The organism is Variovorax paradoxus, from assembly GCF_040544635.1.
GTDB lineage: Bacteria > Pseudomonadota > Gammaproteobacteria > Burkholderiales > Burkholderiaceae_C > Variovorax > Variovorax paradoxus_R.
Genome location: NZ_JBEPKJ010000013.1, coordinates 1 through 18,755, shown reverse-complemented (window position 1 = coordinate 18,755; position 18,755 = coordinate 1). Strand labels below are relative to the sequence as shown.

At 66.1% G+C, this 18,755-nt stretch carries 20 protein-coding genes; 5 read left to right on the top strand and 15 right to left on the bottom strand.

Features of this window, described 5'->3' with window-relative positions; translation table 11 throughout:
• Window positions 1–37 precede the first annotated feature (37 nt).
• On the bottom strand, window positions 38–2,401 hold the full coding sequence (gene metE, locus ABIC94_RS21035) for a 5-methyltetrahydropteroyltriglutamate--homocysteine S-methyltransferase (RefSeq protein WP_354374917.1): 2,364 nt from the start codon (window positions 2,399–2,401) through the stop codon (window positions 38–40).
• A 101-nt stretch (window positions 2,402–2,502) separates the two neighbouring features.
• Here metE and ABIC94_RS21030 point away from each other — a divergent pair, with 101 nt between their 5' ends.
• Together ABIC94_RS21030 and ABIC94_RS21025 are read left to right on the top strand one after the other, a co-directional pair.
• Complete coding sequence (locus ABIC94_RS21030; RefSeq protein ID WP_354374916.1) at window positions 2,503–3,429, top strand: LysR family transcriptional regulator; 927 nt, start codon at window positions 2,503–2,505, stop codon at window positions 3,427–3,429.
• 100 nt (window positions 3,430–3,529) lie between these two features.
• Window positions 3,530–3,685 (top strand): hypothetical protein, encoded by a 156-nt coding sequence (locus tag ABIC94_RS21025; protein ID WP_354374915.1) that lies wholly within the window; start codon window positions 3,530–3,532, stop codon window positions 3,683–3,685.
• Here ABIC94_RS21025 and mmsB read toward each other — a convergent pair.
• From mmsB to ABIC94_RS21000, 5 genes are read right to left on the bottom strand one after another with little or no spacing between them, the layout of a single operon-like run.
• Complete coding sequence (mmsB, locus tag ABIC94_RS21020; protein ID WP_354374914.1) at window positions 3,682–4,581, bottom strand: 3-hydroxyisobutyrate dehydrogenase; 900 nt, start codon at window positions 4,579–4,581, stop codon at window positions 3,682–3,684. The two genes, ABIC94_RS21025 and mmsB, sit on opposite strands and share 4 nt — an antisense overlap.
• 34 nt (window positions 4,582–4,615) lie before the next feature.
• Complete coding sequence (locus ABIC94_RS21015) at window positions 4,616–5,731, bottom strand: enoyl-CoA hydratase/isomerase family protein (RefSeq protein ID WP_354374913.1); 1,116 nt, start codon at window positions 5,729–5,731, stop codon at window positions 4,616–4,618.
• Between the two features lie 28 nt (window positions 5,732–5,759).
• Window positions 5,760–6,914 carry an acyl-CoA dehydrogenase family protein gene (locus ABIC94_RS21010; RefSeq protein ID WP_354374912.1) on the bottom strand — a complete coding sequence of 385 codons (1,155 nt, stop codon included), beginning with the start codon at window positions 6,912–6,914 and terminating at the stop codon, window positions 5,760–5,762.
• A complete protein-coding gene (locus tag ABIC94_RS21005; protein WP_354374911.1) occupies window positions 6,911–7,309 on the bottom strand; it encodes a lysozyme inhibitor LprI family protein in 399 nt (132 codons plus the stop codon). Before ABIC94_RS21005 ends, ABIC94_RS21010 begins: the two co-directional genes overlap by 4 nt.
• Window positions 7,306–8,829, bottom strand: a complete 1,524-nt coding sequence (locus ABIC94_RS21000; RefSeq protein WP_354374910.1) for a CoA-acylating methylmalonate-semialdehyde dehydrogenase — start codon at window positions 8,827–8,829, stop codon at window positions 7,306–7,308. The genes ABIC94_RS21005 and ABIC94_RS21000 overlap by 4 nt, the downstream gene beginning before the upstream one ends.
• 139 nt (window positions 8,830–8,968) lie before the next feature.
• Between ABIC94_RS21000 and ABIC94_RS20995 the strand changes: the two genes are divergently transcribed.
• Window positions 8,969–9,862, top strand: a complete 894-nt coding sequence (locus ABIC94_RS20995; RefSeq protein ID WP_354374909.1) for a LysR family transcriptional regulator — start codon at window positions 8,969–8,971, stop codon at window positions 9,860–9,862.
• 34 nt (window positions 9,863–9,896) lie between these two features.
• On the opposite strand, the gene ABIC94_RS20990 is transcribed toward ABIC94_RS20995, so the two are convergent.
• The 3 genes from ABIC94_RS20990 to ABIC94_RS20980 form a co-directional block, all read right to left on the bottom strand.
• A complete protein-coding gene (locus tag ABIC94_RS20990) occupies window positions 9,897–10,973 on the bottom strand; it encodes a DUF4241 domain-containing protein (protein WP_354374908.1) in 1,077 nt (358 codons plus the stop codon).
• Window positions 10,974–11,045: 72 nt separating this feature from the next.
• Window positions 11,046–11,684, bottom strand: a complete 639-nt coding sequence (locus ABIC94_RS20985) for a 3-oxoacid CoA-transferase subunit B (RefSeq protein ID WP_354374907.1) — start codon at window positions 11,682–11,684, stop codon at window positions 11,046–11,048.
• A gap of 1 nt (window position 11,685) precedes the next feature.
• Window positions 11,686–12,489, bottom strand: a complete 804-nt coding sequence (locus ABIC94_RS20980) for a CoA transferase subunit A (RefSeq protein ID WP_354374906.1) — start codon at window positions 12,487–12,489, stop codon at window positions 11,686–11,688.
• Between the two features lie 101 nt (window positions 12,490–12,590).
• Between ABIC94_RS20980 and ABIC94_RS20975 the strand changes: the two genes are divergently transcribed.
• Both ABIC94_RS20975 and ABIC94_RS20970 read left to right on the top strand, forming a co-directional pair.
• Complete coding sequence (locus ABIC94_RS20975) at window positions 12,591–13,157, top strand: LuxR C-terminal-related transcriptional regulator (protein WP_258507463.1); 567 nt, start codon at window positions 12,591–12,593, stop codon at window positions 13,155–13,157.
• A 148-nt stretch (window positions 13,158–13,305) separates the two neighbouring features.
• The gene (locus ABIC94_RS20970) at window positions 13,306–13,452 is read left to right on the top strand and encodes a hypothetical protein (RefSeq protein ID WP_165442094.1); all 147 of its coding nucleotides are present in this window, start codon (window positions 13,306–13,308) and stop codon (window positions 13,450–13,452) included.
• 30 nt (window positions 13,453–13,482) lie between these two features.
• Here the strand turns inward: ABIC94_RS20970 and ABIC94_RS20965 are convergent, their stop codons facing one another.
• The 6 genes from ABIC94_RS20965 to ABIC94_RS20940 all read right to left on the bottom strand — a co-directional run bounded on the left by ABIC94_RS20965 (window position 13,483) and on the right by ABIC94_RS20940 (window position 18,619).
• Window positions 13,483–14,454 carry a Bug family tripartite tricarboxylate transporter substrate binding protein gene (locus tag ABIC94_RS20965; RefSeq protein ID WP_354374905.1) on the bottom strand — a complete coding sequence of 324 codons (972 nt, stop codon included), beginning with the start codon at window positions 14,452–14,454 and terminating at the stop codon, window positions 13,483–13,485.
• 47 nt (window positions 14,455–14,501) lie between these two features.
• The gene (locus ABIC94_RS20960; protein WP_354374904.1) at window positions 14,502–14,882 is read right to left on the bottom strand and encodes a VOC family protein; all 381 of its coding nucleotides are present in this window, start codon (window positions 14,880–14,882) and stop codon (window positions 14,502–14,504) included.
• Window positions 14,879–15,862, bottom strand: coding sequence for a hydroxymethylglutaryl-CoA lyase (locus ABIC94_RS20955; RefSeq protein WP_354374903.1), 984 nt, complete (start codon window positions 15,860–15,862; stop codon window positions 14,879–14,881). The genes ABIC94_RS20960 and ABIC94_RS20955 overlap by 4 nt, the downstream gene beginning before the upstream one ends.
• Window positions 15,859–17,034: a CaiB/BaiF CoA transferase family protein gene (locus ABIC94_RS20950; protein ID WP_354374902.1), complete on the bottom strand. Its 1,176-nt coding sequence runs from the start codon at window positions 17,032–17,034 to the stop codon at window positions 15,859–15,861. Before ABIC94_RS20950 ends, ABIC94_RS20955 begins: the two co-directional genes overlap by 4 nt.
• Window positions 17,035–17,147: 113 nt before the next feature.
• Window positions 17,148–17,921 carry a hypothetical protein gene (locus ABIC94_RS20945; RefSeq protein WP_354374901.1) on the bottom strand — a complete coding sequence of 258 codons (774 nt, stop codon included), beginning with the start codon at window positions 17,919–17,921 and terminating at the stop codon, window positions 17,148–17,150.
• Window positions 17,921–18,619, bottom strand: coding sequence for a phospholipase D-like domain-containing protein (locus tag ABIC94_RS20940; RefSeq protein WP_354374900.1), 699 nt, complete (start codon window positions 18,617–18,619; stop codon window positions 17,921–17,923). The genes ABIC94_RS20945 and ABIC94_RS20940 overlap by 1 nt, the downstream gene beginning before the upstream one ends.
• Window positions 18,620–18,755: the final 136 nt, after the last annotated feature.

Here is an 18,755-nt window from a genome sequence, read left to right as displayed (position 1 = left end):
GGCGCTTGCCGTCTGCCATCCCGCCGTGGCACCCGCTTCAGGCCGCCGCCAGTTCCTTGCGCAGCAGCTTCGCGGCCGTGACCATGTTCGACAGCGCGGCTTCCGTCTCGGGCCAGCCGCGGGTCTTCAGGCCGCAGTCGGGGTTGATCCAGAGGTTCTCGAGCGGCACCACGCCAGCGGCCTTGCGCATCAGGCGCACGATCTCGTCGACCGATGGAACGCGCGGCGAATGGATGTCGTACACGCCGGGACCGATCTCGTTCGGGTAGCGGAAACCGCCCGCGTTGTTCTCGCCGCCCAATCCGCCGAACGCGCGCAGCAGCTCCATGTCGGAACGGCTGGTTTCGATGGTGATCACGTCGGCGTCCATGGCCGCGATTTCCGGCAGGATGTCGTTGAACTCCGAATAGCACATGTGGGTGTGAATCTGCGTCTCGTCGCGCACGCCCGAGGCGCTGATGCGGAAGGCCCGCGTGGCCGACTTCAGGTAGGCCGGCCAGCCGGCACGGCGCAGCGGAAGGCCTTCGCGGATCGCGGGCTCGTCGATCTGGATGACGCCGATGCCCGCGCCTTCGAGGTCCACCACCTCGTCGCGAATCGCCCAGGCAATCTGTTCGCAGGTGGTGGCGCGCGGCTGGTCGTCGCGCACGAAGGACCACTGCAGGATGGTGACGGGGCCGGTCAGCATGCCCTTCATCGGCAGCCTGGTAAGGCTTTGCGCATAGGCGGTCCACTCGACCGTCATCGGCGCGGGGCGTGCCACGTCGCCGAAGATGACCGGCGGCTTCACGCAGCGCGAGCCGTACGACTGCACCCAACCGTTGGCGGTGAAGGCAAAGCCGTCGAGCTGTTCGCCGAAGTACTCGACCATGTCGTTGCGCTCGGCCTCACCATGCACCAGCACGTCGATGCCCAGCGCTTCCTGCTTGCGCACGGCCAGCGCGATTTCGGCGCGCATCTTCTCGCGATAGCCTGCGGCGTCGAGCTCGCCCCGCTTGAATGCGGCACGCGCGGCGCGGATTTCCGTCGTCTGCGGGAACGAGCCGATGGTGGTGGTCGGCAGCGCGGGGAACGCAAAGCGCGCGCGTTGCACCAGCTGGCGGTGCCCGAATACGGACGTGCGCTGGTCGTCCCCGGCCACGCTGCGTGCAAGCCGCAGCGCCACGTCGGCGCGGTGCACGCGCGGGCTGCTGCGGCGTGCGGCCACGGCGGCGCGCGCAGCCTTGAGTTCTTCGGCAACCGAACCCTCGCGGCCTTCGAGCACGGCACGCAGCACGCGCAATTCGTCGAGCTTTTCGACCGCAAAGGCGAGCCACGACTTGAGCTCCGCATCGAGCTTGTTTTCCGCGGCCAGGCTGAACGGCACGTGCAGCAGCGAGCATGAGGGCGCGATCCACAGCTCGCCGCGGTTCTTGTCGACCACCGGGCGCAGCGCGGCAAGCGCGGCGTCGGGGTCGGTGCGCCAGATGTTGCGGCCGTCGACGATGCCGACCGACAGCACCTTGTGCGCCGAGAGCCAGTCGGCCACGCCGGTCAGCTCTTGCGGCGACCGCACGGCGTCCACGTGCAGGCCGGCCACCGGCAGCTGGCAGGCCAGGCGCAGGTTGTCCGAGAGCGGCGAAAAATACGTGGCCAGCAGCAGCTTGGGCGCACTGCGGGCCAGCTGCCAGTAGGCACGCTCGAAGGCATTGCGCCAGGCATCGGGCAGGTCCAGGCCCAGGATGGGCTCGTCGATCTGCACCCACTCCACGCCTTGCTGCTTCAGGCGCGCGAGCACCTGTTCATAAACGGGCAGCAGTGCGTCGAGCAGCGAGAAGCGGTCGAAGCCCGCCTCTTTTTCCTTGCCGAGGTACAGAAAACTCAGCGGCCCGAGCAACACGGCCTTGACCGCATGCCCGGCCTGCTGCGCCTGCGCCACCTCGTCGAACAGGCGCGTCGAGGCCAGCTTGAACTGCGTGGCCGCGTTGAACTCGGGCACGAGGTAGTGGTAGTTGGTGTCGAACCACTTGGTCATCTCGAGCGCAAAGGTGCCTTCCGTGCCTTCGCTGCCGTGGTTGCAGCCGGCATCGTGCACGTGGCCGACTTCGTCTTCCACGCCGCGTGCCATCTTGAAGTAGCGCGAGAGTTCGGATTCATCGCCCTTGAAGCCGAAGCGCGCCGGCTCGCAACCGAGCAGCTGGACGTGGTTGGCCACATGGTCGTAGTAGGCAAAGTCGCCGACGGTCACGTAGTCGAGCCCCGCGTCGCGCTGGGCCTGCCAATGGCGCTCGCGCAGCTGTTCGCCAACGGCCTCGAGCGCGGTGCGGTCGATCTCGCCGCGCCAGTGCTTTTCGAGTGCGAACTTCAGTTCCCGGTTGGCGCCCATGCGCGGAAAGCCGAGGGTGTGGGTACGGGTGGTCATTGCAGGTATTCCGGTCGCTGGATCTTGAGAATCCGCAATGGTCGGGCTTTGAGGCATATGATTCAAACGAAACGTTTTGCCCTTTCACTTGAAATTCATTCATGTTGCAGTCGATTCTGGAAATACGCCACCTGCGCACGCTGGCCGCGCTGCGCGACACCGGCAGTCTGGTGCGCGCGGCGCAGTTGCTCAACCTCACGCAGTCGGCGTTATCGCACCAGATCAAGCTGCTTGAAGACCGCTACGGTGCGCAGCTCTTCGAGCGCAAGTCGGTGCCGCCGCAGTTCAGCACCACCGGGCTGCGGCTGCTGCAGCTGGCCGACACCGCGCTGCCGCTGGTCGAAGAAGCGGAGCGCGACGTGGCGCGGCTTGCGCTGGGCCGCAGCGGTCAGCTGCGCATCGTGGTGGAGTGCCACACCTGCTTCGACTGGCTGATGCCGGCCATGGATGCCTTTCGCCAGCGCTGGCCCGAGATCGAGCTCGACATCGTCTCGGGCTTTCACCCCGACCCGATCGCGCTGGTGATGCAGAACCGGGCCGAGGTGGCGATCGTTTCCGAGCAGGACCCCGATGAAACGGTGGACTACCACGCGCTGTTCCGCTTCGAGATCGTCGCGCTGCTCGCCAACGACCATGCGCTGACAGCCAAGGCCCACCTCACGGCGCGCCACTTTGCCGACCAGACGCTCATCACCTACCCCGTGCCCGACGAAATGCTCGACATCGTGCGGCAAGTGCTGGCGCCGGCCGGCGTGGAGCCCGCGCACCGGCGCACGACCGAACTCACGGTGGCGATGCTGCAGCTGGTGGCCAGCGGCCGCGGCGTGGCGACCCTGCCGCTGTGGGCGGTGCAGAACTATCTTGATCGCGGCTATGTCACGGCGCGGCGCGTGGGCAGCAAGGGCCTGACCGGGCGGCTGTACATGGCGTGCACGCAGGGCACCTCCGGCCAGCCGTGGCTCGCCGACTTCGTGCGCATCACGCGCGAGAGTTGCTTCAAGAGCCTGCCCGGGATCGAGCTGCTTTGACCGGAGTTTTCTTGCGCGGGTTCGCCGCGGGTTGTCATTCTGCTGGCCATGTCGAACGCGCGAAAGGCCGCACGACCAGGGCCGCGAGGTACAGTCGGGAATGAACCCACAAACGCCCAAACGCCCTGGTCCGCCTGAAACGGCTCCCGCCGAGATCACGGAAACGCAGGCGTTCACGCGCGCGTGGGTCGTGTTTCTGCTGTTGTTCGCGGGCGTGCTGGGCCTGCTGTGGGCCAACGACGCCTTGTTTGGTTAGGAAGAAGTCTTCTGCACCAGCTTCAGCACGCTTGAAAAGTCCAGCGCGCCGTGGCCCGCCAGGCTGTGCGCCGCATACAGGCTGCGCGCCAGCCCGCCCAGCGGTGTGGCGGCACGTACGGCGGTGGCGTTTTCTTGCGCCAGGCCCAGGTCCTTGAGCATCAGGTCGGTACCGAAGCCGCCCGCATAGTTCTTCGATGCGGGGGCTGTTTCCATCACGCCCGGCATGGGGTTGTACTTCTCGAGCGCCCAGTTGCCGCCGGAGCTGCGGCGCATGATTTCGGACAGCACCTTCGGATCGAGCCCGTTGGCAACGCCCAGCGCCAGCGCCTCGGAGGTGCCGATCATCAAGATGCCGAGCAGCATGTTGTTGCAGATCTTCGCGGTCTGACCCGCACCTGCTGCGCCGGCGTGAAAGATGTTGGCGCCCATTTTCTCGAGCACCGGGCGTGCGCGCTCCAGATCCTTTGCTTCTCCGCCGACCATGAAGGTGAGCGTGCCGGCAACTGCCCCGCCGGTGCCGCCGGAAACCGGCGCATCGATCATGGCGATGCCCTTGGCGGCGGCTGCCTCGGCCACCTTGCGCGAGGTGGCGGCCGCGATGGTGCTGCTGTCGATCACGAGCGTGCCGGCCTTGATGCTGTCGAGCAGACCCGGCTTGCCGCCGCCGCCGAGGAACAGACCCTCGACGTGCGCGCTGGCCGGCAGCATGCTGATCACGATTTCGGCATCGGCCATCGAATCGGCGGCAGAGGGGGAAATGCTCAGGCCTTCGGCTGCGTACTTCTTGCAAGCCTCGCCTGACAGGTCGAAAGCCTTGACCGCGTGGCCGGCCTTCTGCAGGTTCATGGCCATGGGGCCGCCCATGTTGCCGAGGCCGATGAATGCGATTTTCATTTTTTGTCTCCGTTGTACTTGCAGAAGAAGAAGATCAGACCAGCGCGGCCAGCTCCGCGGGCATTTCGCCGCGCGGGCGCAGATGGTCTTCGATGAAAGCGGGCGTGATCTCTTCGATGGTGGCCGGGTTCCAGCGCGGGTTGCGGTCCTTGTCGATCAGCACCGCGCGGATGCCCTCGGCAAAGTCCTTGTGCGCGCAGAAGCCCAGCGACGCCCAGTATTCGAGCCGGAACACCTCGGCCAGCGACATGCGGTGCACACGCTGCCAGAGCTCGAAGCTCAGCGCGGCCGAACTCGGCGCACCCTTCACGAAGGTCTTGGATGCGGACTGCAGCCAAGGGTCGTCGCTTTGCAACTCGCGCAGGCGCTGGGCGATGTCGGTCAGGTCGTCGCCGGCCATCAGCGCGTTGATGGTGTCGTAGTGCTCGCGCACCTTGGAGGGCGGCATCTCGGCGCCCTCGCCGGCACGCGCAAGAATGCGCGAGAGCTCGGCGCGATCGGCCTTCTGCTCTCCGAGCCAGTGCGTGGCCGCAATCGCTTCGAGCACCTGGCCCTTGCGCTCGTGCGGCACCAGCACATCGGCCAGCCCGCAGAAGATGGTGTCGGCCGCATTGAGGTTGGCGGCAGTGAGTGCCAGGAACAGACCCGTGCGGCCGGGCGTGCGCCTGAGGAACCAGCTGCCGCCCACGTCGGGATAGAGCCCGATGCTGATCTCCGGCATGGCGATGCGGCTTTGCGCCGTGACCACGCGGTGCGAGCAGCCCGACATCAGCCCCACGCCGCCGCCCATCACAATGCCGTGGCCCCAGCAGAGAAAGGGCTTGGGAAAAGTGTGGATCAGGTAGTCGAGTTCGTATTCCTCGCAGAAGAAGTCTTCGGCATAGGTGTTGCGGGCGGAGCCGCATTCGAGCAGCGTTTGATACAGCTGGCGCAGGTCGCCGCCGGCGCAGAAAGCCTTTTCGCCGGCAGCCTGCATCAGCACGCCGACGATGCCGTCGTCCCCGGCCCACTCGCGCAGCTTGGGCGTGAGCAGGCGCACCATGTCCACGGAAAGCGCGTTGAGCGAGGCCGGGGCGTTGAGCGTGGCCACGCCGAAGCGCTGGCCGCCGGCGGTCTTGATTTCTTCAAAAAGAACTACGGAGTCGGTCATTGTCTTGAGAGGTTCTGGATGCGGGGCGTCAGCGGATATCGCTGTCCCCTTCCAGCAATTTTCGCGCAACGATCACACGCATGATCTCGTTGGTGCCTTCGAGAATCTGGTGCACGCGGGTATCGCGCACCAGCCGCTCGAGCGGAAACTCGCTCAGGTAGCCATAGCCGCCATGCAGCTGCAGCGCGTCGTTGCACACGTTGAAGCCCGCATCGGTCGCAAAGCGCTTGGCCATCGCGCAATAGGTGCTCGCATCGGCATGGCCCGCATCGAGCTTGCTTGCGGCAAGCCGCACCATCTGCCGCGCCGCAACCAGTTCGGTCGCCATGTCTGCCAGCTTGAACTGCAGCGCCTGAAAACTCGATATCGGCTTGCCGAACTGCTGGCGCTCGTGCAGGTACCGGCGCGCCGCATCCAGCGCACCCTGCGCTGCACCCACCGAGCAGGTTGCGATGTTGATGCGCCCGCCGTCGAGCCCCTTCATGGCAATGCGAAAGCCCTCGCCTTCCTTGCCCAGCAGGTTCTCGGCGGGAATGCGCACGTTGTCGAAGTTGATGGTGCGCGTGGGCTGGCTGTTCCAGCCCATCTTGTGCTCCTTCTTGCCGTAGCTCACGCCCGGCGCATCGGCCGGCACCGCAAAGGCCGAGATACCGCCCGCGCCGCCGCCGCCCGTGCGCGCCATGAGCACCAGCACGTCGGTCGCGCCCGCACCAGAGATGAAGGCCTTGCCGCCATTGATGACGTATTCGTTGCCTTGCAGTTCGGCGCGCGTCTTGAGCGAGCCCGCGTCCGATCCGGCGCCCGGCTCGGTGAGGCAATAGGAAGCGAGCTTGCGGCCGCTCGTCAAGTCTTCGCCCCACTGCTTCGCGACCGCATCGGTCGCCCAGGTGCCGAGCATCCACGTCGCCATGTTGTGGATGGTGATGAAGGCCGTGGTCGAGGGGTCGACCGCGGCCATCTCCTCGAACACCAGCGCGGAATCGAGCCGCGGCAACCCGAGGCCGCCGATGCGCTCGGGCGCATAGAGCCCGCAGAAGCCGAGTTCGCCCGCCTTGGCGATGGCCTCTTTCGGAAAGATGGCCTCCGCGTCCCACTGGGCCGCATGCGGCGCGAACTCGGCCTGCGCGAAGTCGCGCGCGCTCTGCGCAAAGGCGTTCTGCTCTTCGGACAATTCGAAGTTCATTGTTCGCGGCCCTTCCATCGATCCAGTTCGGCGGTCCGTTTGCGAGTCGATTTCTCCAAGCATGAATTGAACACCAGCGGCCAGATGGAGCCGCCTTCGTTCGCTTTCGAGGCGCGCTTGCAAGCGGGGTCGCGGCCCTTGAGCCAGGTGCGCTGCTCGGTGCGCAACTCGACGCGCATCTGCGGCGAGAGCGTCTTCATCACCTCGCCGTAGCGGATGTTGAGCGCGGCATCGGCCGCACGAAAATCGCGCGCAGCGCAGGCGTTCAGCTGCTGCTGGTTGCCGTCGGGATTGCAGTCGTCGGGACCGGCGTCCGCGGCCGCCTGCGCACCGCCCGCCAGCAAAGCCAGCGCCGCTACCGCCCCCCAGGCCGCGACGCGAAGTCTGCGCCTCATTTGAGGCTGATCGTGGTGTTCACGCCGTGCGAGACGGTGCTGTCGTCGAACCAGCGTGCCGTCACGGTCTTGGTTTGCGTGTAGAACATGATGACCTGCTTGCCGTACGGGCCCAGGTCGCCGAGCTTGGAAGCGCGCGAACCAGTGAACGAGAACATCGGCACCGGCACGGGAATCGGCACGTTGATGCCGACCTGGCCCACGTCGATGTCTTCCTGGAAGCGGCGCGCCGCGGCGCCCGACTGCGTGAAGATGGCCGTGCCGTTGCCGTTCGGGTTGCTGTTGATCAGCTCGATCGCCTCGTCGATGTTCTCTGCATCGGCCACGCACAGCACCGGCCCGAACACTTCCTGGTCATAGATCGTCATGCCGGGCTTCACGCCCGAGAAGATCGTCGGGCCCACGAAGTTGCCCTTCTCGTAGCCGGGCACGGTGGGCTTGCGGCCGTCGAGTTCGAGCTTGGCGCCGTCGGCCACGCCGCGTTCGATGAGGCCGTTGACGCGGTCATACGCAGCGCAAGACACCAGCGGGCCCACGTCCACGCCCTTCTCGGTGCCGGCGCCGATCTTCAGCGTCTTGGCCTTCTCGATGAGTTCGGGCACCCAGTTGCGCGCCTCGCCCACCAGCACCGCCACCGACACCGCCATGCAGCGCTGGCCCGCAGCGCCGAAGCTTGCGCCTGCCAGCGCATTGAGCGTCTGCTCCTTGTTGGCGTCGGGCATCACGATGGCGTGGTTCTTCGCGCCCATCATGCATTGCACGCGCTTGCCGGCCAGCGTGGCGCGGTTGTAGACGTGCGTGCCGACCTTGGTCGAGCCGACGAAGCTGATGGCCTTGATGTCCTTGTGGTCGCAGATGCCGTTGACCACGGCTTCACCGCCATGCACCACGTTCAGCACGCCGGGCGGAATGCCGGCTTCGAGTGCGAGTTCGGCGAGGCGCATGGTCACCATCGGGTCTTGTTCGGAGGGCTTCAGCACGAAGGTGTTGCCGGTGACGATGGCCATGGGGAACATCCACAGCGGAATCATGGCCGGGAAGTTGAACGGCGTGATGCCGGCGCACACGCCCAGCGGCTGAAGCAGCGTGTAGGTGTCGACGCCGTTGGCCACATTGTTGGCCAGCTCGCCGAGCTGCAGATTGCCGATGTTCGATGCGTGCTCGACCACTTCGAGGCCGCGGAACACGTCGCCCTCCGCGTCGGGCAGCGTCTTGCCCTGCTCGGCCGTGAGAATGGCGGCCAGTTCGCCCATGTTCTCGCGAATGAGCTGCTGGTACTTCAGGAAGATGCGGGCGCGCGCGCCGATGGGCGTCTTGCGCCAGGTCTTGAAGGCGTCCTTGGCGGAGGCCACGGCGGCGTCGAGCTCGGCCTGCGTCGCAAAGGGCACGCGGGCCAGCACTTCCTGCGTGGCGGGGTTGACGATGTCGCGCCATTCGGTGGTCTTCGATTCGACGAACTTGCCGCCGATCAACAGCTTGACGGTGGCGACCTGGGTCTTGGGGGTGGTGGTGGCGTCCATGGGTTTTGTCTCCTGTGAATTCGGGGCCTGCGTGGCAGGTTCAAGCCGCATCCTAGCTTTGCAGATTTGCCATGACAATAGACAAATATGCGCCATCGCTTTGCAAAAATGCAGAGTCAACCCGAGGGACCGCGAGCACATGGACTGGGACAACCTTCGCTACTTTCTGGAGCTGGCCCGCTCGGGCACGCTGATGAGCGCCGCGCGGCGGCTGGAGGTGGACCACACCACGGTGGCGCGGCGCATCCAGGCGCTCGAAAAGGAAGTGGGTGCGCCGCTTTTCTCGCGGGAGGCGGGCGGCCACCGGCTCACCGAGGCGGGCCGCAAGCTGCAGCCGCAGGTCGAAGCCATGGAGAGCGCCTTCCAGGCGGTGGAGAGCACCGCGCCCGCTTCGCAGGAAGGCCTGTCGGGGCTGATCCGCATCGGCGCCACCGAGGGTTTCGGCACCGTCGTGCTCGCGCCGCAGCTCGCGCTTTTCGCGCAGCAGCACCCCAAGCTCACCATCGACCTGCTGGCGATGCCGCGGCTGGTTCACCTGTCTCGGCGCGAGGCCGATATCGTGATTTCGCTCGAACGGCCGGCGCGCGGGCCCGTGGTCGTGACCAAGCTCACCGACTACACGCTGCGGCTCTACGCGTCGAAGCAATACCTGGCCGCGCACAAGCCGATCAAGACACGCGAAGACCTGCGCGGCCACACCTTCATCAGCTACGTGGACGACCTGCTCTTCAGCAAGGAACTGCAGTACCTCGACGAACTGCACCGGCCCGATGCCTTTGCGCTGCGCAGCACCAGCGTGCTTGCGCAGCACCGGGCGGTGGCCGCCGGAGCCGGCATCGCCGTGCTGCCGGCGTTCGTGGCCGAGCGGGACCCGGCGCTGCGCCCGGTGCTGAGCGGCCAAGCGAATTTCACGCGCACGTTCTGGATGTCGATGCCGGCGGAAACCAAGCACCTCGTGCGGATGCGTGCGGTGTGGGAGTTTTTGCTCGCCACCGCTCAGTCGCAGAAAGACATGCTGATGCCGCCGGGCTGAAGCGCCGATGCACCGGCGCGCTTCGGCGCAGGCCTCAGGAGAACAGGCGTTTCCAGAGGCTCGTGCCTTCGGCGGGCGCTGGCGCAGCAGCCGTGGTTTCCGATGCCTCAAGCAACTCGATCAATCCCGGCACGCGCGGCTTCCCGAGCCAGCGCGCATAGGCCAGGTAGCTTTCCGCCTGGCCTTCGATGCGCAGTTGCTCGGGCATGACGGGGCATGGGGCGGCGCCCAGCAGCATGCGCAGCGCTTCGAGTCGGTTCATGCGGATCGCGCTCGTGATGGCGGTTTCGCCGAGCGACGGAATGATGTCGTTGGCGCCGGCAAGCCCGGCATCGAGCAAGGGCCGGATGGCGGCCGCATCGCCGTTGATCGCAGCGGCGCCCAGCGCTTCGAGCGCTGCCAGTTTCTCGGGGGAAAGACTGGCGGCGTAGGCGTCGTCGCGCTTCTCGTCCTCGCTGCGCGCATCGCCGCCGTGCATCGTCATGAAGTCGGTCACCAGCGCCACGGCTTCGCCGGACGCGTCGATCGCCCAGAAGCTCGGGTAGCTACCGTCGCCCCAGCCCGAGCTGAAGATCAGCACGTTGTTCGCGCTGCCCTCGCCCAGCGGGTAGTGGTCCGCCATGTCCTCGACGCCCAGTTCGGTGTCGAGCACGTCGTCGTAGTAGCTGACGTAGTCGGGGTTGGCCGATGATTCGCGCGCCTCGCGCTCGGCGATGGCAGCTGCGCACTCGGCATCCATGAAGCAGCCGACGCCGGCATCGACGGGGTAGCCGTAGAACTCGTCGTCGCCGAGTTCGTCCTGCGATTGCCCTTCGAGCAGTGCCGGCTCCCAGTGGAGACCGGTGGCCTGCAAGCCGCCCCGCTCGCGCAACCAGAGCACCGCCAGCGCATGGCGGCCTTCGTGCTGCAGCACCTCGGCCGGGAATGCGCCGCGCCCGCTCACGCTGCGAACGAAGGGCTCGCGCTCGGGCTGCACCAGCGGATCGCACGCCACGATGCGGCCGCTCGTGATGTGGAGCACCCCGCAAGGCTGGCGCTGCAGGCGCCGTGTGCGAAGCGCCTCGTCGTCGAGAAAAATGGTCTGGAGGTTGTCGAGGTCGAGATAGGCCATGCGTACAGTTTCTCATCCCTCCATGACAAAGGGCCGCAAAAGCGGCCCTTGTCGATACCGCGTTGCCGCAGCCTACTGGATCAGCTTGGCCCCGGTCTTGGCCTGCAGCGCATCGAAGTTCACGCCAGGCGCGAGCTCGATCACCTTGAGGCCTTCGGGCACCACGTCCATCACGGCCAGGTCGGTAATGATGCGGTCGACCACGCCCACGCCCGTCAGCGGCAGCGTGCACTGCTCGAGGATCTTGAAGTCCTCGGTGCCGTCCTTCTTCTTGGCGACGTGCTCCATCAGCACGATGACGCGCTTCACGCCGGCTACCAGGTCCATGGCGCCGCCCATGCCCTTCACCATCTTGCCGGGAATCATCCAGTTGGCGAGGTCGCCCTTCACGCTGACCTGCATGGCGCCGAGGATCGACAGGTTGATCTTGCCGCCACGGATCATCGCGAAGCTGTCGTGGCTGCCGAAAATGGCCGAGCCCGGCAGCGTGGTGACGGTCTGCTTGCCGGCGTTGATCAGGTCGGCATCCACCTGGTCTTCGGTCGGGAACGGGCCGATGCCGAGCATGCCGTTCTCGCTTTGCAGCCACACTTCCTTGTCGCCGACGAAGTTGGCCACCAGCGTGGGAATGCCGATGCCCAGGTTCACATAGAAACCGTCTTCGAGTTCTTGCGCCGCGCGCGCGGCCATTTGGTCTTGGGTCCAGGGCATCTCAGGCTCCTTTGTTGTTCTTGACGGGGGCGGGCACTTCGCTGCCGGCGGCGGCTTGCGCAATGGCGGCCTGGGCCTCGACCTTGGCGGCCGCTGCGTCAGCCGGCGCGGCGGCGGCCACCGTGCGCTTCTCGATGCGCTTCTCGGGGTTGGCGTTCAGCACGATGCGGTGCACATAGATGCCGGGCAGGTGGATGTCGTCGGGCGCCAGTTCGCCCACTTCGACGATCTTCTCGACTTCGACGATGCAGATCTTGCCGGCCATGGCGGCGGCGGGGTTGAAGTTGCGCGCCGTGAGGCGAAAGCGCAGGTTGCCCGACTTGTCGGCCACGTCGGCCTTCACCAGCGCCACGTCGGGCACCAGCGAACGTTCCATCACGTAGGTCTCGCCGTCGAACTCGCGCAGTTCCTTGCCCTCGGCCACTTGCGTGCCGACGCCGGTCTTGGTGAAGAAAGCGGGAATGCCCGCGCCGCCCGCGCGCAGCTTTTCGGCCAGCGTGCCCTGGGGCGTGAATTCGAGGGCGAGTTCGCCGGCCAGGTACTGGCGCTCGAACTCCTTGTTCTCGCCCACGTACGACGCGATCATTTTCTTGATCTGCCGCGTCTCGAGCAGCTTGCCGAGGCCGAAGCCGTCGACGCCCGCGTTGTTCGAGATGACGGTGAGGTTCTGCACGCCGGTGTCCTTGAGCGCATCGATCAGCGCCTCGGGAATGCCGCACAGACCGAAGCCGCCGACCGCGAGCATCTGCCCGTCGGCCACGACCCCCTTGAGTGCCGCGTCTGCGGAGGGATAAATCTTGTTCACTCGGGCTCCTTGATGGATGGTGGAGAGTTGGCGAAAGCTTTGAAGAGCCTTGAACGATACTACGTAGTCGTATACGTAGTATTTCGTAATGGTGACCCCCGATGCAGGAGATCGATTACCGCCTGGCCTTTGAGCATGCCCCCGTGGGCATGGTGGTTTCGCGCAACCGCACCATCGTGGCCTGCAACGAGCGGGTTTGCGAGATCTTCGGTGCAACGCCCTCCGCATTGGTCGGGCATTCGTTCAGCATTCTCTACCCGAGCGTGGCCGAGTTCGAGCGCATCGGCAAGCGCATGGAACCGTTCCTGAACGCCAGCGGCCGCTATGCCGACAACCGCATGATGAAGCGCCTGGGCGGCCTGCACGGCGCCATGGCCGGCGAAACCTTCTGGTGCCATGTCACGGGCCACGCCATGAACCGCGCCGCGCCGCACGAGGCCGGCATCTGGACCTTCGAAGACCTGGGCTCGCGCCGCGCCGTAAAAGCCGAGCTCACGCCGCGCGAGCGCGAGGTGGCGGCGCAGGTGATGCGCGGGCTCACGTCCAAGGAGATCGGCAAGGCACTGGGCATCAGCCACCGCACGGTGGAACTGCACCGCGCGCGGCTGATGCGCAAGTACGCGGCGGCCACCACGGCGGAGCTGGTGCAGAAGCTCATTGCCGGCTAATTCTTCGCAGCTACCCTGACCTGGTTCCGCGCCGATCGTTGCAAAAACGGAAACGCGGTGTCGCGCAAAGCCCCGTGCCGCGGTGCCTTGCGATGACTATCTTTGAGGCATGCGGACAAGTCGCCCGCAGCCATTCAGGAGTATCGATATGACCACACCTCTTCATTCCGAAAAGAACCTGCTTCTCTCGTCGAAGCTGTCGGTTGCGCGGGCGCAAGCCCTGGCGTCGCACCGGTTGCCGGTCACGCTGACGCTGGCAGCCATCATTCTCTCGGTGCTGGGCGTCAAGCCATAGTGCCGTAGCGCGTTGCGGCCCCGAGCCCGGTCACTCGGGCTTGATGTCGGCCGCCTTGATCACCTTCGACCAGGCCACCAGTTCCTGGTCGACGAATTTTCCGAGCGCCGCGGAGTCCATGTAGGTCGCGAAGGCGCCCTGCTCGTCCACCTTCTTGCGGAACGATTCGCTCTCGACGATCTTCTTGATCTCGGCGCTGAGCCTGGCGACGACTTCGGGCGGCGTCTTGGCCGGTGCGAACACCGCGAACCACGACTCCACTTCGTAGCCCGGCAAGCCTGCCTCGGCCGAGGTCGGCACATTGGGCATCGACGGGTGCCGCTTGCTGCCCGTATAGGCCAGCGCCTTCATGCGCCCGCTGGCAATGTGCCCGATGACCGAAGGCGGCGTGGTGATGAACATGTCCACGTTGCCCGCAACCAGGTCGTTGATGGCCGGGCCCGAGCCCTTGTAGGGCACGTGCGTCATCGGCTGCTTCGACTGCCGCGACAGCAGCTCGCCTGCGATGTGCTGGATGGAGCCGTTTCCCGACGAGGCATAGAACAGGCCGCCCTCTTTCTTCTTGCCGTGCTCGACGAGTTCTTTCATCGAGCTGACCGGCAGCTTGCCGCTCACGGCGACGACGTGCGGCGCGCGCATCACCATGGCCACCGGAACGAAGTCCTTGACCGGGCTCCACTTGAGCTGCGGATAGAGCGAGGGGTTGCCGACGTGGTAGCCCGAGTACTGCATCAGCAGCGTGTAGCCGTCGGGCGCGGCGCGCGCCACGGCTTCGGTGCCGATGTTGCCGCTGGCGCCGGGCTTGTTGTCGACGACCACGGGCTGGCCCAGCGCGCGTTGCAGCGGCTCGCCGACCATGCGCGCCATGATGTCGGTGGAGCCCGCGGGCGCGGTGGGCACGATGAAGGTGATCGGTTTCGAAGGCCAGGTGTCGGCGCTGGCCGCGGTGGCCGCTAGCGCCAGGCCGAGATTGGCCGCAAGAAGGCGAAGTGTGGGTTTCATGGTTTGTCTCCGGTGGTTTTTGTGTGGCTGTCTTCGAAGCTGGCCCGTCAGGGCGCCAGCTCCGAGATTTCGATCAGATTCAGGTCGGGGTCGCGCACGTAGACCGAGCGGATGCGCGATGTGGCGCCGGTTCGCATCACCGGGCCTTCGAGAATCGGCACGCCCTTGTCTTTCAGGCGCGCGATCACGTCGTCGAGCGGCACGCTCGCGATGAAGCACAGGTCCAGCGAACCCGGCATCGGCACCTGCGCCTTCGGCTCGAACTCGTGCCCCTTCACGTGCAGGTTGATCTTCTGGTTGCCGAAGCGAAAAGCCTTGCGGCCCGGGCCGAAAGTTTCCAGCGCCATGCCCATCACGTCGATATAGAAGCGGGTGCAGGCCTCTTCGTCGACAGTGGTGAGCACCAGGTGGTCCAGATGGTCGATCATGTCTGCAGCTCCTTGCCGCGGCGCGCATGCGCACGCGCCGCGATATCGTTGAAATCGGCCGGCGGCGCATGCCGGGTGAGCCGGTGTCCGGCGCGGGAAACCTGGCTCGGCAAGTCGTGCTGCACCAGGGTTTCGAGCGCCGACGCGGCATCGATCAGGCCTTCCAGATCCATACCGGTGTCGTAGCCCATGCATTGCAGCATGTGCACCACGTCTTCGGTGGCCACATTGCCGGTGGCGCCGGGTGCATAGGGGCAACCGCCGATACCGCCGAGCGACATGTCGAGCCGCTCGACACCCGCTTCGACCGCGGCCACGGTGTTGGCAAGCCCCATGCCGCGCGTGTTGTGAAAGTGCGCCGTCCATTGCAGTGCGGGGTGCCTTGCCAGGACCGCCTCGCAAATTGTCTGCCCCTGCGTGGGAAAAGCCATGCCCGTGGTGTCGCACAGCGTGACGCCCTGGACTTGCAACGCGGCGAAGCGGTCGACCCATTCGAGCACCGCGGCAAGCGGCACCTCGCCTTCCATCGGGCAGCCGAACACGCACGAGAGCGAGACGTTCACCGGCACGCCAGCCTGCTTTGCCAGCGCGATGACTTCGGCCAGTTGGGCAAATGACTGTTCGCGCGTCATGCGCAGGTTGCTCAGGTTGTGGGTCTCGCTCACCGACATGACGATGTTGAATTCGCCAATGCGGCTTTCCAGCGCGCGCTCGGCCCCGCGCAGGTTCGGCACCAGCGCGGTATAGACCACGCCGGGCCGACGGGCGATGCGCTGCATCACCTCTTCGCCGTCGCGCAGTGCCGGTATCGCCTTGGCGGAAGTGAACGAGGTCACCTCGATCTTGGCGTAGCCCAGCGTGCTGAGGCGGTCGACCAGCGCAATCTTGTCGTCGGTGGGAATAAATCGGCTTTCCATCTGGAAGCCGTCTCGCGTGGCCACTTCGTTGATGAAGAGCCGCTTGCCGTTGCCTTCTTTCATACAGCCTCGCTTTCTTCGGTGCGGCGCGCCGGCCAGCCCGGGCCCTGCAAGTCGCCGGTGTGTTCGCCGAGCTGCGGCGCGGGGTGCGCAATGCGCCCCGGCGTGGCGCTGAGCTTGGGCACGACGCCGGGCACCTTGAGCATTTCTCCGTCGGAGGTGGTCGCCTCCACGATCATCTGGCGCGCCAGGTACTGCGGATCGGTCGCGATGTCGGCCACCGAGTAGATGCGCCCGACCGGCACGCCGGCCGCATCGAGCACGGCCAGCGCCTCGTCGCGGCTGCGCCGCAGCGTCCAGGCCTCGATGGCGGCGTCGATCTCTTCCACACGCTGCACGCGGCCGTCGTTGTGCACGAGCTGCGGATCATTCTCAAGATCAGCGCGGTCGATGGCGCGCATCAGCCTGCGGAAGATGCTGTCGCCGTTGCCAGCCACCAGCACGTAGTGGCCGTCGCTGCACTTGTAGGCATTGGTCGGCGCAATACCCGGCAACGCGCTGCCGGCACGTTCCCGCACCGCGCCGAACGCATCGTATTCGGGCAGCAGGCTTTCCATCACGTTGAAGACCGACTCGTACAGCGCCACGTCGATGAACTGCCCTTCCCCGCCATGGGCCGTGCGGTGATGCAGCGCGGTGAGCACGCCGATCACGCCGTGCAGCGCGGCCAGCGTGTCGCCCAGCGAAACGCCCACGCGCACAGGCACCCGGCCCGGTTCGCCGCTCAGGTAGCGCAGCCCGCCCATCGATTCGCCGAGCACGCCAAAACCCGGCTTGTCGCGGTAGGGGCCGGTCTGCCCGTAGCCGGAGATGCGCAGCATGATGAGCCGGGGGTTGAGCGCATGCAGCTGCTCCCAGCCCAGGCCCCAGCCTTCGAGCGTGCCAGGCTTGAAGTTTTCGATCAGCACGTCGGCCTCGAGCGCCAGGGCGCGCACGGCCTCCTGGCCTTCCGCGCTGCGCAGGTCGAGGCACACCGAGCGCTTGTTCCGCGACTGCACCTCCCACCATACCGAAGTGCCCTCGCGCAGCAGACGCCATTTGCGCAGCGGGTCGCCGACGCCCGCAGGTTCGACCTTGATCACGTCGGCGCCGAATTCCGCCAGCGTCTTGCCGGCGAACGGGCCGGCGATGAGCTGGCCGAGCTCCAGCACCTTGAGGCCTTCGAGTGCGTTCATCTGCGTCTGTCTCCTGTGGGAATGCCCCAACTCTAAGAACAGATCGCTTCCGCCGGAATTGCTCTGACGGCAGCACGCCTTCGCAAAACGCGAAGGCCGGTGCTTTACTTGCTCTACTTCTTCTTGGCCAACGCAGGCTTGGCGACAGGCAGCAGCGCAGCCTCCGGCGCTTTGACCCAGCCGCGCAGCAAAACGCCAAGGAAGAGACCGCCCGCGAAAATCGCCCAGTACATCCAGACTGGCATGTTCTCCATGCCGCTGTGCAGGTTCATGCCGAAGGCGGCGCCAACGGCCATGAGCGGAAAGGTCAAGGCCGCGATGGTGTTGAGCTTGTGCTGCGCGCGGCTGACTTCCCGGGTCGAGCGCGCCTGCGCCTCGGCCGCATGCGCGAGCCGGTAGTCGAGCGACATGCGGGTGTCGGCCAACAGCAGTTCCATGCCGCGCGTGATTTCGACCGCGAGATCGCGCAAGTCGATGAGCATGAGGTCTTCCTTGACGGCATCGCGCGCCGCCTGCAGCGCGGCCTGCATGTTCATGGCGGCGCGGGTCAGCGGAATGAGCGGGCCGAGAACCTGGAACAGATCCTCGGAAGTTTCAGCGGCCGCGTGCCTGGCCTCGAAAGTGGCCAGTGCCGCGCGATAGCTTTCGAGCAGCTTGGCGAACGCCCGCTCGCCGGGGTTGTTGCCCTTGTGAAACCATGCACCGTCGGGCTTGCGCAAGAACACCGCGGGCTTGCGCTCCGCACCGGGGCCGGCGGGCGGCTCGTGCAAGATCACCAGCAGATGGCCCTGCTCGTGAATGACGCGCTGCGCGCCGTAGCTCGCGCCTCCCAGCCGCTGCTGGATTTCAGACGGCAGTTCCCAGTCGTAGTCGATTCTTCTTGGCATCAGGCGGCCTGCAGTTCTTTCCACAAGGTATCGAATTCGTCCGCAAAGCGGCGCACGAGCGAGGGGTCGTTGCTCAGGATCACGTTCTCCTCGTTGTGCTCGCAGGCACTGCGGGTCCAGTTGTAGCTGCCGTTCAGCAGCCGCGCGCCGTCGAAGATGGCGAACTTGTGGTGCATGTGCGCCTCGGTGCGGTCAACCACAATCGGAATGCCGGCCGCGCGCAACTGGCCCACGTCGCTGCCGCGGTCGAACTCCTTGTCGTTGTCGGTAATGAAGCGCACCGCCACGCCGCGCCGGTATGCGGCCAGCACCTCGGCGGTGATGCGGTCGTCCGACAGCGTGAAGACGCACAGGTCGACCGAACGCCTGGCGGCCTTCAGCTGCTGGTTGATTGCCTGCAGGCAAGCGGTGCCGGGGCTGAAGAAGGCTTGCGAGTGCACCGCAACCGCATCGGGCGAGCGGCCGGTGTCGATCGAGCGGACCACGCCTTCGAGCCACTTGAGCAAAGACAACTGCTCCGGGTCGGCAGTGCGGGCGCGCACCAGGTCGAAGGCCCGGTTGCGCAGCTGGCGCAGGCCGTCTTCGGGCGGTGAGGCTTCGCGCAAGGTGTGGACCAGCACGCGGCGCTCATCGTCGCTCAGGCGCTCGTCGGCCATGGTGGCGTCTAGTTGGGCCAGGAGTTCGGGAAGGGCCGCCATTTCAGTGGTTCTCCATAGTGCTGCGCCCATTCAGGGGCTGTTGTTCAGGGCGTGTGCAAAGGCCACCGGGTACTCCCCTCCGCGAATGTCCCCCGCCTTCGGCTCCTCCTTTATTTCGCTGCGGGGAGCACCCGAT

Excerpts from the sequence above, each read along its gene's own strand:
- ABIC94_RS21025 (WP_354374915.1), top strand. The coding sequence starts at position 3,530 with ATGAACCCACAAACGCCCAAACGCCCTGGTCCGCCTGAAACGGCTCCC.
- ABIC94_RS20965 (WP_354374905.1), bottom strand. The coding sequence starts at position 14,454 with ATGAAACCCACACTTCGCCTTCTTGCGGCCAATCTCGGCCTGGCGCTA.
- ABIC94_RS20955 (WP_354374903.1), bottom strand. The coding sequence starts at position 15,862 with ATGAAAGAAGGCAACGGCAAGCGGCTCTTCATCAACGAAGTGGCCACG.
- ABIC94_RS20945 (WP_354374901.1), bottom strand. The coding sequence starts at position 17,921 with ATGCCAAGAAGAATCGACTACGACTGGGAACTGCCGTCTGAAATCCAG.
- ABIC94_RS21005 (WP_354374911.1), bottom strand. The coding sequence starts at position 7,309 with ATGAGGCGCAGACTTCGCGTCGCGGCCTGGGGGGCGGTAGCGGCGCTG.
- mmsB (WP_354374914.1), bottom strand. The coding sequence starts at position 4,581 with ATGAAAATCGCATTCATCGGCCTCGGCAACATGGGCGGCCCCATGGCC.
- ABIC94_RS20985 (WP_354374907.1), bottom strand. The coding sequence starts at position 11,684 with ATGCCCTGGACCCAAGACCAAATGGCCGCGCGCGCGGCGCAAGAACTC.
- ABIC94_RS20950 (WP_354374902.1), bottom strand. The coding sequence starts at position 17,034 with ATGAACGCACTCGAAGGCCTCAAGGTGCTGGAGCTCGGCCAGCTCATC.
- metE (WP_354374917.1), bottom strand. The coding sequence starts at position 2,401 with ATGACCACCCGTACCCACACCCTCGGCTTTCCGCGCATGGGCGCCAAC.
- ABIC94_RS20960 (WP_354374904.1), bottom strand. The coding sequence starts at position 14,882 with ATGATCGACCATCTGGACCACCTGGTGCTCACCACTGTCGACGAAGAG.
- ABIC94_RS20970 (WP_165442094.1), top strand. The coding sequence starts at position 13,306 with ATGACCACACCTCTTCATTCCGAAAAGAACCTGCTTCTCTCGTCGAAG.
- ABIC94_RS21000 (WP_354374910.1), bottom strand. The coding sequence starts at position 8,829 with ATGGACGCCACCACCACCCCCAAGACCCAGGTCGCCACCGTCAAGCTG.
- ABIC94_RS21015 (WP_354374913.1), bottom strand. The coding sequence starts at position 5,731 with ATGACCGACTCCGTAGTTCTTTTTGAAGAAATCAAGACCGCCGGCGGC.
- ABIC94_RS21010 (WP_354374912.1), bottom strand. The coding sequence starts at position 6,914 with ATGAACTTCGAATTGTCCGAAGAGCAGAACGCCTTTGCGCAGAGCGCG.
- ABIC94_RS20975 (WP_258507463.1), top strand. The coding sequence starts at position 12,591 with ATGCAGGAGATCGATTACCGCCTGGCCTTTGAGCATGCCCCCGTGGGC.
- ABIC94_RS20990 (WP_354374908.1), bottom strand. The coding sequence starts at position 10,973 with ATGGCCTATCTCGACCTCGACAACCTCCAGACCATTTTTCTCGACGAC.
- ABIC94_RS20940 (WP_354374900.1), bottom strand. The coding sequence starts at position 18,619 with ATGGCGGCCCTTCCCGAACTCCTGGCCCAACTAGACGCCACCATGGCC.
- ABIC94_RS20995 (WP_354374909.1), top strand. The coding sequence starts at position 8,969 with ATGGACTGGGACAACCTTCGCTACTTTCTGGAGCTGGCCCGCTCGGGC.
- ABIC94_RS21030 (WP_354374916.1), top strand. The coding sequence starts at position 2,503 with ATGTTGCAGTCGATTCTGGAAATACGCCACCTGCGCACGCTGGCCGCG.